The organism is Paenibacillus sp. LT-B23 (assembly GCF_059417685.1).
This window is the reverse complement of record NZ_JBSQBM010000017.1, coordinates 40,406-55,249: the sequence shown is the minus strand read 5'-3', so window position 1 is coordinate 55,249 and position 14,844 is coordinate 40,406. Positions and strand designations below refer to the sequence as shown.

The 14,844-nt window shown below is 44.9% G+C and carries 11 protein-coding genes and 1 pseudogene; 1 reads left to right on the top strand and 11 read right to left on the bottom strand.

Annotated features, from left to right (window positions below; all coding sequences use genetic code 11):
• Window positions 1-283: 283 nt before the first annotated feature.
• A complete protein-coding gene (locus ACWXW9_RS20300; RefSeq protein ID WP_494930880.1) occupies window positions 284-862 on the bottom strand; it encodes a TetR/AcrR family transcriptional regulator in 579 nt (192 codons plus the stop codon).
• A gap of 229 nt (window positions 863-1,091) precedes the next feature.
• Between ACWXW9_RS20300 and ACWXW9_RS20295 the strand changes: the two genes are divergently transcribed.
• Window positions 1,092-2,318: an MFS transporter gene (locus ACWXW9_RS20295; RefSeq protein WP_494930879.1), complete on the top strand. Its 1,227-nt coding sequence runs from the start codon at window positions 1,092-1,094 to the stop codon at window positions 2,316-2,318.
• Window positions 2,319-2,409: 91 nt separating this feature from the next.
• Here the strand turns inward: ACWXW9_RS20295 and ACWXW9_RS20290 are convergent, their stop codons facing one another.
• The 10 genes and pseudogenes from ACWXW9_RS20290 to ACWXW9_RS20245 form a co-directional block, all read right to left on the bottom strand.
• A complete protein-coding gene (locus ACWXW9_RS20290; RefSeq protein ID WP_494930878.1) occupies window positions 2,410-2,808 on the bottom strand; it encodes a DoxX family protein in 399 nt (132 codons plus the stop codon).
• Between the two features lie 68 nt (window positions 2,809-2,876).
• The gene (locus ACWXW9_RS20285) at window positions 2,877-3,104 is read right to left on the bottom strand and encodes a DUF896 domain-containing protein (protein WP_494930877.1); all 228 of its coding nucleotides are present in this window, start codon (window positions 3,102-3,104) and stop codon (window positions 2,877-2,879) included.
• Between the two features lie 334 nt (window positions 3,105-3,438).
• Window positions 3,439-5,778 (bottom strand): S-layer homology domain-containing protein, encoded by a 2,340-nt coding sequence (locus ACWXW9_RS20280; protein WP_494930876.1) that lies wholly within the window; start codon window positions 5,776-5,778, stop codon window positions 3,439-3,441.
• A 553-nt stretch (window positions 5,779-6,331) separates the two neighbouring features.
• Window positions 6,332-6,958 (bottom strand): annotated as a pseudogene (locus ACWXW9_RS20275) (contractile injection system protein, VgrG/Pvc8 family); the annotation flags it as partial.
• 75 nt (window positions 6,959-7,033) lie between these two features.
• Window positions 7,034-7,450, bottom strand: coding sequence for a DUF4280 domain-containing protein (locus tag ACWXW9_RS20270; RefSeq protein ID WP_494930875.1), 417 nt, complete (start codon window positions 7,448-7,450; stop codon window positions 7,034-7,036).
• 15 nt (window positions 7,451-7,465) lie between these two features.
• Window positions 7,466-7,972 carry a hypothetical protein gene (locus ACWXW9_RS20265; protein ID WP_494930937.1) on the bottom strand — a complete coding sequence of 169 codons (507 nt, stop codon included), beginning with the start codon at window positions 7,970-7,972 and terminating at the stop codon, window positions 7,466-7,468.
• Between the two features lie 14 nt (window positions 7,973-7,986).
• A complete protein-coding gene (locus ACWXW9_RS20260) occupies window positions 7,987-9,282 on the bottom strand; it encodes a pentapeptide repeat-containing protein (protein ID WP_494930874.1) in 1,296 nt (431 codons plus the stop codon).
• A gap of 76 nt (window positions 9,283-9,358) precedes the next feature.
• Window positions 9,359-10,774, bottom strand: a complete 1,416-nt coding sequence (locus ACWXW9_RS20255) for a phage baseplate assembly protein V (RefSeq protein WP_494930873.1) — start codon at window positions 10,772-10,774, stop codon at window positions 9,359-9,361.
• Window positions 10,771-11,445, bottom strand: a complete 675-nt coding sequence (locus ACWXW9_RS20250; protein WP_494930872.1) for a hypothetical protein — start codon at window positions 11,443-11,445, stop codon at window positions 10,771-10,773. Before ACWXW9_RS20250 ends, ACWXW9_RS20255 begins: the two co-directional genes overlap by 4 nt.
• 740 nt (window positions 11,446-12,185) lie before the next feature.
• Window positions 12,186-14,354, bottom strand: coding sequence for a pectate lyase family protein (locus ACWXW9_RS20245; RefSeq protein WP_494930871.1), 2,169 nt, complete (start codon window positions 14,352-14,354; stop codon window positions 12,186-12,188).
• Window positions 14,355-14,844 lie beyond the last annotated feature (490 nt).

Genomic DNA, 14,844 nt, shown 5'->3' with positions numbered 1-14,844 from the left:
TGACATTTGGGTGTTTGACCTACAGTCCATTTACAAGCTAGCTCATGAAACAGAAAAAGCCCGCTCTCTGAGTGGGCTAATCAATTGGAGAGGAGTCTATCCTTCCGCATTATAATTCTTCATAAGCTTTGGGGTCCTGCCCCCATATCCGTCCTCACTGCTGAACTTCGAAATCACATTCATTTCCTCTTCCGACAACTCAAAATCAAAAATCTCCAAATTCTGAGTTTGGTGCTTTAAAGAAGAGGCCTTGGGACATCCTCTTTGTTTCTTTAATCCTGATTCAGTCCAAGCGAATTCCTTCGAACGCATTCATTACTAATTGCTGCACATAGGAATCGTCTAATGGATCACCAGTTACCAGCAATCGATAAAAAATCGGTCCGTAAATGAGATCTGTGCTTAATTCAATATCGAGATTTTTCTTCAATTCCCCACGCTCAATCCCACGCTCCATAAGAAGCCTGGCCTCGAGCCGCCGAGGATGGAAATACCGCGTCCGGTATGCCTCCGATAATCCTGAATCAAGCTGCCCTTCACCTATTAACTCCGTAATGATTTTACCCTCCCGACTTGTCAAGAACCGAACTAAATTCGTAGCATGAATGAGGATATCATCTAATACAGAACCCGTGTCGGGTACGGGCAATCTTGCTATGGAAGCTGATAGAAAACCATCCATCACCACGGCAGCCTTGTTAGGCCACCATTTATAAATGGTCGCTTTGCTAACTTTAGCTCGTTCAGCAATTTTTTCTACCGTAACCGCTCCAAAGCCATGCTCCAACAGTAGATCATATGAAGCGTTAAGGATAGACTTTTGCGTCTCGACATTACGCGGACGTCCTCTTTTACCTTGCACTGGAATGCCACCTTCCTGATAGGTATAAACACAAAAAATAAACTGTACGTTTAGTATATCAAATGACAAGTAAAAATAAAACGAATTTACCTATTTACAAAACAAAACGTTCAGTATATTATTTGATTATCGAATTAATGAACTATACGTTCAGTATTCATTTTTGCTGGTAGCACTGAAACAATGAGTGTTGTTGCACAATTACTAAACAATTACGAGGAGGATTATCATGCAAAGAGAACAACAAGCCATAGAAAGTAACCGTATTTCAAATTGGATGATGTTTCTGTTGGCAGCCGCATGCGGCCTTATCGTTGCCAATCTTTATTATGCTCAAACCCTGGTAGGGCCTATCCATGTTGCTATGGGCCTTTCTTCCACAGCAGCGGGCTTCATTGTTACTTTAACTCAAATCGGTTATGTCGTGGGATTACTGTTTATCGTACCGCTCAGTGACATTATTGAAAATCGACGCCTCATGGTCGTATCGCTAATCATTACAGTCGGTGCATTGCTCGCAGCTGCATTCGCCCCCAATGCGCCGTTGTTCCTGACCGCATCTCTGTTCATTGGAATCGGATCTGTGGTAGCCCAAATCCTGGTGCCGTATGCCACGTACTTAGCATCTGAAGAGCAGCGTGGCCGCGTTGTCGGGAATGTAATGAGCGGACTGTTGCTAGGCATTATGTTCGCACGACCAGTGGCAAGCTTTATAACCAGTATCTGGGGGTGGCAGGCCGTATTTATTTTGTCAGCAATTGTTGTGGCGCTGTTGACGGTTCTACTCTCGCGAGCTCTTCCTGAACGTAAGCCTGCGCCTACGGTATCTTACGGCAAATTAATTTTCTCTCTGGGCACTCTTTTAAAACAAACACCCGTATTGCGCCGTCGTGCCCTATATCAAGCCTGTCTATTTGGAGCCTTTAGCCTATTTTGGACTGTTGTTCCTCTACGATTGGCGGACGATTTCGGAATGTCCCAGCAAGGTATTGCATTGTTTGCTTTAGTTGGTGTGGGCGGAGCAGTAGCAGCTCCGATTGCTGGAAGATTGGCTGATAAAGGCTGGAGCAAATTCTTAACCGGGCTAGCCATGATCATTGCCGCCTTGTCTTTTTTGCTAATCTATCTTTTTCAAAACCATTCGACAGTTGCTCTTGTACTGCTCTTTGTTTCAGCGATTACACTGGATATGGCCGTATCGGGAAATCTTGTACTTGGGCAGCGTGTGATTTACTCCTTGGGAAGTGAAGCAAGGGGGCGTCTGAACGGACTCTTCATGTCTATTTTTTTCGTAGGTGGTGCCATTGGATCATCGTTAGGCGGTTGGTCTTATGCGCAAGGAGGTTGGAATTTAAGTGCTCTCATTGGAGTCGCCCTGCCGCTGCTAGCTTTGCTTTACTTTTTCACTGAGAAAGAAACGAATGGAGAGGTACAAAAGAAACCTTCGACAGAATAACCATACAACAAAAAATTACCCCTATTCGTCTAAGTAGTTAGAGATACACACGACGAATAGGGGATGTTGTGTTCTAAAGGTTCATAATCTTTTATTTAAGTATTGCATCGATGGAATATGAGCCTGCCCCTGTCAATGCGATACCGATTACGACTGCAATCAGAACCAACGGATACTCATAGCCATTAGCTGTTGCCCAGATCCCGTTTTGGCCGTGTACTTTGAAAATCGCCCCGAGCATAGTCACCGTAATGAACAATGCAGCCAATGGAGTGAGTAGTCCTAAAGCAAATAGGGCTCCCCCCAGCAATTCCATCAACCCAGCAGATACGGCCACGAATACTCCGGGTTTAATTCCGACCGATTCCATCCAAGCGCCGGTGCCTTTTGGACCATAGCCGCCAAACCAGCCAAAAAGTTTCTGAGCTCCGTGCCCGACCAACAACAATCCAACCACCAAACGTACCAGTAACAATCCACTTGCCAACATAAAAATCACTCTCCATATTAAATTTTATTTAAAGATTATTAAATTAAAGATATTTAATAAAATTAAATTCATTGTTGTACTATTTGGGCCTGTTCTTTTCTTAGTTTTTCAGGAGTAATATCGTCTCCATGCGGATCATAAATAGTAGCATTCAGGAGGATGCTTTTTATAGAACCCCGAAATATTTGAAGGTATTCTTTGCGAAGATCAGTTTGTTCAATTTTTTCAATTTCAGTTAACCCGACTTCTTTTTCTTTTTTTGCAAGCTGATTAATTCTTTTTAAAATTGTAATCATATCTATACCTCCATATTTAATTTTTTTGATTGGTTATATCTTTAATTTATTTATCTTGATATAAAGATATAATACTTTTTTATCCCTGTCAACACTTATTCAAAAGAAAAGAAGATCAACCCTTGGGTTGCTTTCAGAGATAAAATCCACCGCCGCAATACTTAGCCTATTTAGGGAGGTAGTATGGACCCCAATCCATTTATGAGGCATCATAGGCAACATCATATCAGCAGCTAAAACAAAAGGTTATCCTGCAACAGCCCTTTCCAACTGTTGCGGGATAACCTTTGTCACATAGCTCCGCTGTTACATATGAATTATATCAGGTAAGACATTAGTCCAAGGAACCCACGAGATTCTTAACTTGTGGGTGAAGGCTCAATGCATTCAGAATAATTGTTAGAGCCTCAGCGCGAGTGGCATTGCCCTGTGGATCAAATACGCCATCGCTCTTGCCAGTGATAATACCCGCTTCTGCGACATCCTTAATTGCATTCGTTGCATAGGAGCTCGCACTCGATAAATCTGTAAAGTTACCTTTGGAAACATCTTCATTCACACTACTCAAGTTCACAATACGGGATAGGATGATAACTATTTCTTCACGGCTAATCGTTTGGTTCGGTTTGAAGGTTCCGTCGCCATATCCACCAATTACCTCTGCGCTGGCGAGCTTCTCAATAGCTTCCTTAGCCCAGTGACTGCTGATATCGCTCATAGCAGCGGAATGGTCAGCATCGCCACTAATATCGAATACGCGAGAGACAAGCATTGCGAACTCCGCACGTGTAATATTGCCATTAGGTTTGAACTGTCCATCCCCATAACCTTTGATAAACTGCAGTTTCACGAACGTGTTGATCGCCTTTTCAGCCCAGTGCCCTTTAATGTCAGCTAGTTCAATCTTGACATTTGCTTGCTTTGCTTCCGCTACCTTGGACTCAATAGCCTTAACTGAGCTTGCTACATTAACAATACTGCTCTTGAATACATCAACAGTAGGCTGCGCAGGTTCAGGAGTTGGTGCCGGAGCAGGCGACGTGGTCTGTGTCGACGATACAGTCGCTGTAGAAGATGCAGATGATGTATCCGTTACTGATTTATCTCTGTTTCTGGATGGCGCTGTTGGCGTGACTTCCTTGGAGACAGCGGAAGCTGCACTGCTACCTGCACCATTTTCAGCTTTCACCGTAAACGTATACGTGGTGCCATTTGACAGCCCCGTTACCGTGATCGGGCTTGCCGTCCCTATTGCGGTGATATTCCCTGGTGAGGCTGTGACCTCGTAGCGTGTTATTGGGCTTCCTCCATTTTCGACAGGGGTATTGAAGCTGGCGGTCGCTTGTTTATCACCTGCTGTTACAGTTACATCCGTTGGCGATGACGGAACGGTTTTGGGCGTTTCGCTCACTTCATTGGAAGCAGCGCTTTCTCCTGCTGGATTCGTTGCTTGGACGACAAAATAGTATGTGGTGCCATTCGCCAATCCTGTTACATCATAGCTGTATACCGAACCACTTACCGTGGTTTCTTCTGACCCATAAGCCCCGGAAGTCGTACTTTTGAATATTTTGTACCCCGTGGAATCGATCATAGGATTCCAAGTAAGACTTACTCGCGAATCTCCCGCTGTGGCGGGCAGCAATACCGGCACTCCAGGTACTGGAACTTGAGGCGTTGCACTCGCTTCATTGGAGTTGTCGCTGTTGCCTCCTGCGTTGCTTGCCTTGACTACAAAAAAATACGTCACACCGTTCGTTAAACCTGTTTCCGTGTAGCTATAAGTCGCCCCGCTCACGGTCGCAACCGGGGTTGACTCGTAGGACCCCAATGTTGTTCCTTTGTAAACATCGTAGGTGACAGCTCCGGCAACACTGTTCCAGCTTAACGCTACTTGTCCGTTACTGGCTGTCGCTGTGAGTCCTGTTGGTGCCGCAGGCGGGTTAATATGTGGCTTTGCGCTCACTTCATTCGAGAAAGAGCTTTCTCTGTGTTCGTTATTAGACTTAACCGCAAAGTAATAAGTTGTACCATTGGTCAGCCCTGTTACTGTTGCAGTTGTGCCGTTAACTGTCGCTACCGGAGCTGCATCGTATATACCTGGCAATGTTCCTTGATACACTTTATAGCTCGTTGCATTCAACCCGCTGCTCCAGTTTAACGTTACTTGCTCATCACTTGCTGTAGCTGCAACGTCGGTTGGCGCCCCCAGCGTGGTATTGTATAGTTGGAATTCTGTAATGGCAGGAAAAAAAGACCACGAATTAATCGTAACCTTCACATATCTTGCACTAACAACTCGAGGCAATGTTTTATTTATAATTGCATCAGTATTACCAGATACTGTATCTACTACAGTCCAAGTTGAATCATCATTGCTTGTTTCTAATGTTATCGCACTATTGTACCGTTCAGGCCATGTCTCTACAATATAACTATTAAATTGTGTCACTGAGCCTAAGTCAACCTTAAGCCACGGGGAACCGCTTGCGGATGAGGGTCCCCACTCACTACGTGAATAACCGTCGACTGCATGACTTGGAAGAGAACCGGGCCATATACTGCTAGCTGTTGCAGTTTTATTTAACGCCAAGTTAGTAGCGTCTGCATGTACAGGGGTCACTCCTGCAATAAGAAATAATACTAATAACGAAGAAATACACCGTCTAATCATCTGCTACTTTCACTCGCCTCTCGTTATACTTGATGATGAACTTCACACGAGTCTTCATTCGCCTCAACTCTTCTGCGATCTGCAACGCCAAGAGGACCAGAGACCGACTACTTTCCCATATGCCTAACGTCCCCTTCTGGTCTTTCCGTTGCAGGATCTCTGCTTGCTAACACCTGATTCATATATCGGCTGGACAATACCGTCATCATTGCGGAATGGGGATGCCCCCGCTTTCCACATTTGATGATTGCAATACATTCTATCAAACTGTTCTCACAAAATTCTCACAAAACCACGAATAATGTCGAAAAAAAAGAGACTATCCCCCACTAGATTCTTCAACTGGGAATAATCACTTTCTTATTAATCCAGTATTCAGTTTTCGGTAAAAACGGTCGGACAAGAAAAACTTTGTCCACTATTTCCCCCCCATACATCGACTTGCCGACCTACTCCAAATATGACGCCTTCTGGCTTCTCAGCTCCTGCGGTGGCTCCAGCCCCAGCTCCTTGCGATAAGAAGCCTTGAACTGCGCGTAATGCCTGACGATTTTCTCCTTTCCCGGTAAAATACATCCCGTTCCACCCTGTACGATTTGCCTTCCGGCATCCCGAAAAAAACCTTTGGAGAAGCTGCGGTGACCTCCGGCACTATCACCGACCCAAAGCGGGAGGCGAGGCGCTTTAAAAACGCCCAATCCTTTTCCTCATATTGTAAAACAAAAGTGTCCAGTTTAGCATAGTTCGTTACGGTATCAATGGCATCGCCGTACATGTACTTGCGCACCAATGCGGTGACCAGATCGTCATAGGTACGGTGAATATCCTGATAGGACCGCTTTTTCAGCTTGATATCCATCTGATACGAATGCGAAGCCGCCTCGAGTTCAAAGGTATATACTCCCCGTATGCAGTATACGGACATGCGTGTAACCAAACCGTGAAACAATCGTCTTATCGATTGTCCCTGCTCATCCAATTGGCGGATAACGATCGGTTCATCCTCCATGTTCTGTCCAATACATACGGCTCCCTGTTCTTCTGACAGCATGCCGCTCACCATCAAATATGCATGATCGTTGATGGCTCTTGTAATTTGAAGCTTCTCTATATGTTGAGGCTGAAAGGAACCGTAAAAACGCAGACTTTCATACCCGATTCCGTTTTGCAATACGCTCAAGTGAGTTCATTTCTCCTTTCCGACAGCATAAAGCCGCGACGTGGTGTCCGAAATATAGCAGTCATGAAACAGGCATTAATCCAGCTCCTGCCCGTCATTTTCAATTCGGATATGACCACAATACAGACACTGATGGGTACAGTTCTGTGTCAAGGCAGGTTGGCCTTCAATCCTCATGTCGCTTTTCCCGTTCAGCCACGGCATGGTCAGGACAGGAACACACGGGGCTTTCTTCACACCATAGATGTCCACCATTTCGCTGGCTTGCACAGCCGGGTTTAATGGACTGGAGCAGTTCCCAAAGGACTTGATGTTCACACCCGGTACATAATCTCCAATGTTCATTTGTGCTTTGTTTTTCACGTAGACCCCATGGCTAAAAGGCCGTTTCAAACGGGTAGGCTGCGTGCCATAGCTACAGCTTAAAATTGCTCCTGCCACGACATAGCTCTTTTTCGCACCGGTTCCCGGTTTCACTTTGGCTTCTTCCACCTTGCTCCATCCTCCTTAGTGCTCCATCTCGATTCGTTGTACTCGAATGCCTGTAAAAGATCGACGCAGCAGACTTTCTGCCACCGACAGATGGATATAGATATGGGGTTCGATCAGTCCCGCAATCCGAAAAACAGGCGATGGGATATCCCCCTGTTTGAGCACCAAATGCTTCAACACTTCATTGGGATACCACTCCGTTTGTGCGGACACGCAATCCACTATCGGCGGACGAAGCATCCAGTACACGTCCTGTCTAGCTTGCTGAAAATCGGTAAGGATGGCCGCTTCCCATTCCAGTCCTGGCATATATTTCTCCAATAATGCTTTCAGACGATCCGACACCAGCGGCATTGGAAATTCCAAAAAATCTGGGTATATCGTTCGTTGATCAGTATGTACATCTAAAAAAAGAGGTTCATCCTGCGGTCCCTTCATCGGGGTATTCGACAGGATGGCCTCTACCTGCAAGGGAGACAGCGCAGCAGGTTCTACCCGATGTTTCACACGCTCATCCATCATTAGTCGGAAATATCTCAATGCAACCACCCCTTTTTCCTAACGCCATCCCTCGCCTGTGCAGATGTAGAAGGCTCTTCCCACGAATGGGATACCTCAGGGGATACACATTCCAATCCAATGGCCTCCCTGCGCTGTTCATCAGTAAAAATGACCCCTTGCACATTTGCACCTGTAAAATCGACCCGGAGCAAACAAGCTCCCTCAAAGGAAGCACCTGACACATCCGCTCCCGCAAAATAGGCATCCGTTAGATCCGTTCCGTTTAATGACGCTCTTTGCAGCAGGGCGTCTTGAAATACAGCCCCTCGCAGCTGTGCATCTTGAAAACGAGCTCCTTGCAAGCTCGTCCCTGTGAAATCTACGCCAGCAAACCCCAATGGCTCCCAGTCTAAAGAAGCATCCGAGCCATATCCGGCGTTGCCCATAACAACATCCAATATTGCCCCTCTCATGGAACAACCGCTAAAATCGGCTCCATGAAGCAAGCTGTACGTTAAATCGATTCCATCGAGTTGACTTTCCTCCCACATCGTTCCAACCAAAACGCAGCCATGCAAGCGACTGTGTTCTATCTCGATCTGACGAAAGGCCGTATACCGAAAATCCAACTGGCTATAATCCCCGTCCGATAGCTGGATGCCCTCCAACGCCTGATAGCTGTAGGCATGTTCTTCTTTTTCCTCTAGCCACGACTTGATTACATTCGCATCCATCAGTCTGCGGTCTTCTTTATACACTGACACACTCTGATCCAGGTACTCTCCAACACGAATCTCGAATGTTTCTTCCCGCTCCAACTCCTGAAATTCAGGTAAACGCACCGCCTGTTTCATCGCCAGACGCATCATATTCACCACTTGCTCATGAATATGTATCGCTGCTTCCAGCATGATCTGCTCCCATTCAAGCTCCGATAGAGAAACCTGCTGCTTTTCTATCTCCGTTCGCAATTGCCGCTGTAAATCGCTCCAGTAAGAGAACGTCCACTCTGCATCATATTCAAATCGGATCGGCTTAGGATCAAGCATCCATAAAGCATCTGAAGCCTCCACAAGATAAGCAGGCCTCTCCTCCAACCATGTGGTACGTAGCATGGAGTACGTGATATAACCGATCTTTCCTTTTCTTCCTTCCTGCTGCTCTTGGTGAATCTTCTGACAGTATCCTCGGAACGCTTCGACACACTCTTGAATCCGTGGTTCTTGCGTCGTCTTGAACTTCAGCGCCCAGTCTCTACGGATCAGAAACCACGCCTGTTTCAAGATGGCTTGTTGTTGCTGCATGTCCAGCTCATCTATGGGCTTCTCCATCTGCTTTCATCCACCACCTAAAACTCTTCATATGTCATATCATCATGTTGCCGCCATTCAGCCGCCGCACCACAGCCTAATTCGACTTCACTTCACTGCCCTTCATATCCGCTGATCCACTCAATTGAATATGACTACCGTTGCAATCCATACGCAGCTCACTGCCTGCGGACAGACTCATCGTTTTACCAGCAGATAGACTCAAGTTGCCACCCGCCGAGATATTTACCTGCTTGCTGCTTACGATATGAATACCTTCCTTGTCGTCCAGCTTGATAAAAATAGCGCCGTCCTTGCCCGTCAAGACCAGCTCATTCGGCCCCAAACGAATCTCCTTGCCATGAGGCGTTCGCCATATTTTCATCTGCGGATTGGAGAACTTGTTGTGTCCGCTTCCTCTGCCTGCACGCCTAATCGCACTCCCCGCAATCCCATCTTCTTCACGACTGCCCGGAAAATACAGCGATACGGGGTCTCCTTTTTCCGGCATCACATACCAGCCAGTATGCCCCCCAGCACTATACACCGTCGAATAGTTGAACCAGTGTGCCTTATCTACATCCTGCTTTTCATCGCAATCCAGATGGATGCGCACCTGATCCTGACGCACGTCCACAACCACACCGCTTAACGAGGCTCCCGCCAGCTTTTCCTGATAGTAGCTTTTTTGCCGTAAGCCTTTGTACGAGGCAAGCACATATTGATGACGCAGCAGTCCTTGCCTCATTTCGGTATAGGCTTCCACTACATACAAGCTGTGTCCCTGAAAGGTCATCTGAGCTCCCAAATCCAGTACCTCGTCCGTTTCTACCTCATAGAAAATAAAGTCATTTTCTGTCACCTTCGCCTGCTCATTTTCCTGAAAATAACGGAAAGGCAGCATCTGCTTGCGCACGGTATAACGGGTATGATCCAGCACGACCTGGGCAGGGCTATCCTCAATGCCAAAATAAAATTTAGGACTGTCAAAACGAGCCACAGGCATCAGGCTCGTATGATACCGGGAGGCCATGCGTCTCAAGAACGCCCAGTCCGTCTCCTGATACTGGATGGCCAGCCTTCCGATTTGCTCTCCACCTGTCGCTCCATCAATCACATCCAGCCCTTCGTAGTCCTTGCCAATCTGCTCCAGCATCTGAGGAATGGTCATTTTCGTATATTGAAAAGAACGGGTACGCTGCTGGATATCCATCCGGTAGGTATGGGAAATCGCCTCCACCTCCAGATAGTACACGTCGCGCACGACCTTTACTTCGACCGATAAGGCAATCCCGCTGAACAGCGGCTTACTTTCGCCCGATTCATCCCGCTGGCTCACCTGGATGACGGTGTTCTTTTCCGTCGTTTCCACATAGCTGTCCTGCATATCCTCGGGGATGATTCCTGTAAAATAAAGCCGGGTATGCTCGTTGATTTTCTTCGTGAGGGTAAGCTGCTCCAGATCGACCATGACGTATGGATAGATTTGAATTTGATCGTAACCGAGGCTCATAGGAAAGCCACCCCTTTCTCAAATGTGGAATTCGAAGGAAACGGAACAATATGGAGCGATTGCACTGTATTTTCTGCCACAGGCAACCACGCTTCCATGTCCGATTCCATACAGTTAAATGTGCCCATCGTCACCTGCCCTTTATGGATAAACAGCAGTATTTCATTGTACAAATTCATATCCACACCTGCTGCCACAAAGCGGATAATTCCGATGGACAACCCGGAACGATTCATAATCATTTCGGTACCGATCCAGTTACGAACGGGTTGTACAGACCGCAATACATCCGCCATTTGTTCTACAAACTCGGGAAGCTCGTCCACCTCCAAAGCCGATTCAGTCGGATTAAAGGTGATGTTCACCGTGCCGTCCAAAGAGGTATAAATGATCTGCGGACGCTGTTCCGAAGGATATTTAAATCGGGCTTGCTCCAGTGGCATCAGGCTAAAAAATTTGGGGATGCTAACCGCCATTTGTCCATCCAAAATCGTTTCCCATTCCAACGGGATCAGCTCATCACCCATCCGCAGCACCCTGTTTTGTTCAGTAACAGAGTTATCCTGATCGGATACAGCAGGTTGAGATAGGTTCATATTTTCGTTATTAGATGCTACATCGTGGTTAAGCTTATTTTTGAGACTTAGGATATGCTCGTCCATATAGTTCATAGAGGTAGTCCCTTCTACTTCAAAAGATGAGAGTTTACTTCAAAATACGAAAGTAAGAGGGGATATTTAACAATAGCCCATCTTATGTATGTATCGGCCAGAATAGAGATTATGTTTACAGAAAGAACCATCACATGCGTTATTTTCAATGTATATTCCTGAAATTAATATGGAAAAGAGGATGAATAGGAACGGACTACCGATCAAACTAAATCCGTCTTAGCCAAGAAAGAAAATATCATGTAGAGCACACACCAGATTTTCCTTTCCTTTTTAAGGGCAAATGATCACCCCCTTTGAACCTAAAAAAACAACGGTACCGACGAAAAGCGTCATTCTACGCCAACGTCGGTACCGTCGCTATTTTTCTATAGAAATGGAGCAAATTCCATGTCAGCCTGCTTGCCAAGCATTCTTTCTACCTGCTCTATTCCCCTTCAAATTCAACTTGTGCAAATGAAAGGTCTATACCAACGATTTATGTCCAGTGCATAAAATTTATAAACCAAGTTTGTAGACATGAAGTCTACGAGTCCCAGTACAATTTGACCCTTAATCATTTCATGTCTACATGTGGTCTATATTTTTGCGTAATAAAAAGCAAGAACCCGCTCTGAAGTGCCCCCATAACGTGAGACAAATTAAAACACCTTCAAGAGAGTGCAACCATATCGTTAGATATGGAGACAATCTTGGAGGTGTTTTTGCATTGGCAACAAAGCCAAAACTTATCAGATAATCTATTTCAATTCCATGTAATAAAGATTTGTAGAATTATCTTTTGTAATGGTATGTGCGCCAGGAGCAAGTGATACGCTGACAATACCATCAGTCATTGGATAACTGGTTCCATCAACATTGATTTTTGTTCCGTCTGCTGAATTAAACACTAATGTTAATGTTGAAGCTTCCGTAGTGGTAAATCCAATACTGGTTGAGCTCTCGATTTTTAAGCATTGAGTTAGAGTCAAACCATTATACTCCACAGTTCCCTTGTTTGCCGAAAGATTCCCTTTAATATCAAAGAAGTCGCTGTCGGTTCCAGCTATGGTGAAGTTATGAACTTGTTCTCCGGGTGTTGGTACCGGAGCAGGAGTCGGTGTTGGTTCTGGTGCTGGTTCTGGAATAGGAGTTGGCGTCGGCTCTGGGGTTGGCCCCGGTGTTGGCTCCGGAATAGGAGTCGGTGTTGGTTCTGGGGTTGGCCCCGGTGTTGGTTCCGGTGAGATTGAATTCCCCCCTACAGATACAAGTTGAGTTGTGTAGCTTCTTATTTTAGCCATTAGAGCTGAATTGAGTGCATACGACGTGTCATCAACGGAATTATCAAATTCCCATGTAAAGTCTCCGTTATTCAGGCGCCCAGCTTTTGCAGTAACAATTTGTTCAACATCGCTTACGTTATCAATGTCAGCACCGTTTACTCCAGTATCGACGCTTGTATCAAAGTTGTTATACGCTGTTCCTCCTTTTAATGCTTTGTATGAGCTTGGTACGGTTTCATTTCTCGACGAAGCTAAATACGCATCAAATGAGCTTTTATTTGCCGGAGCTGTCCCGTTATTGGAGTTTGCATAAATCAGACTGGCAGCATCAACTATACTATTGTTGTAGGCCTTAATCACACCTCCGTTTTCGCCCGAAAATGTACCTTCCCCTAAAGCATCCGTACCTTGCAAAGAACTCAGCATTGGATATTTAGCATGTCTAAAATAATTAGATTCTACAAAGGCTGAAGCTCCCATTGTAGCACCGACACCATATTTTGAAACTCCATCAAAGAAGTTATTATATATATGAACAGATGCCACTCTTATACGTGGATGACGGGAGTCTGAATGATCAAACCAGTTATGGTGAAAGGTGACAAAGAATTCTGACGACTCACTTAAGCCGACCAGAGCCGATTTTCCTGAATCCCAGTAGTGATTATAAGAGATTGTAATATACGTTGATCCATTTTTAACGTCTGTGGAACCATCTCCCTTTGCTTGGTCAGCATCTCCTCCTGCAGATCCATAGAATACATCATTATTATGCACCCAAACATTTGCATTTCCTGTATCCATTGAAATACCGTCATCAGGGAACAACATCACACCCAGGTTTCTCACTTCCACATTTCCGACATATCTAAGAAGTATTCCCCATCCGTAAGCATAAGCATCGTCTCCGATACCTTCAACCGTCATATTCATTTCCGAATAATTTTTTTTGCCTTTTACTTGAAGATATCCACTGCTATTAAGTTGTCCTCTCATGTCATCTTCTGTAACTTTTCCAATAAACCTGATTGCAAGTGGTGTTGTATCATAGCCTTTTTGTCTTAATGCCAAAATCTCGCCTAGACCAACACCTGTTTGAACACGACCTGAGCTATTGATTTTCACATCGAGGGTTACTGTTTGTGCAGTCTCGGATGTTACATAAAGAACTTGGGCACCATTCTTAAGTGTTCCGTCTTCATTATAAGCACCCGAGCCTGTGCCATATAGCGATTTTGATGAGAAAGCAAATCCAGATCTATCATATGACGCTACGGATAGCTTTTTTGAAACAGCACTTACCGTTGAACCTCCTGGCAGCCTGGCTTCAACTTTCATTACATAATCTCCAGCTGCAAGACCTACGGCATCAGCTCTCCAAAAGGAAGGGTATTTTCGGATCAATTCACTATCAATTTGTTGGTAGTAAGAATCTGGCGCACTTGCAGGTTTAACATATACATTATACCCCTCCGCATTGCTTTCAGGTGACCATTCTACATACGCAGTTTCACTCCAGCCTCCACCGTCGATGATCGAAAGACCGGCAGCATAAACTGTAGTAATTTGCAATCCTCCTGTTATTAAAGACATTGCAAGAGAAAACAATAAAACAATACCCATTACATTTGTAATCCTCTTTTTCATTTCCAATCCTCCTAAGTTTGATTTGTTGCATACATCATTAAACCGTTATCAAAAAGCCGTCAAGTTTCTCAATTCACCTCCCCCGTGTAATCATATTAATGGTGCATAGTATGGATCCGATTCATAAGCATGATGTCAGACCTGCTCTTTCCTACATTTAGGATGAAGTATCGAAGCTCAAACCAAAAATGCATTCGTCCATTCTGTACGCGCAACAAAGTAATACAAATCAATGAAACATTTATACAAATTTTATAATGAGAAAAAAATCACAATGCATGAGTCAAACTAATGCGACTTACATTCAAACTACAGCGTCTATCCATAATCTTCAAGGGGGAGAAATTAGTATTATATAAGACTCTTTCCCATAATTTCGAACTAATTCGTCAATATTCCCTTCGTTTCAACATTCTAAATTATAGCATGTGATACAAAATATTTCCTGGATTATTTTTACTTTAAATTAATTTGATAAATATCCCTACAT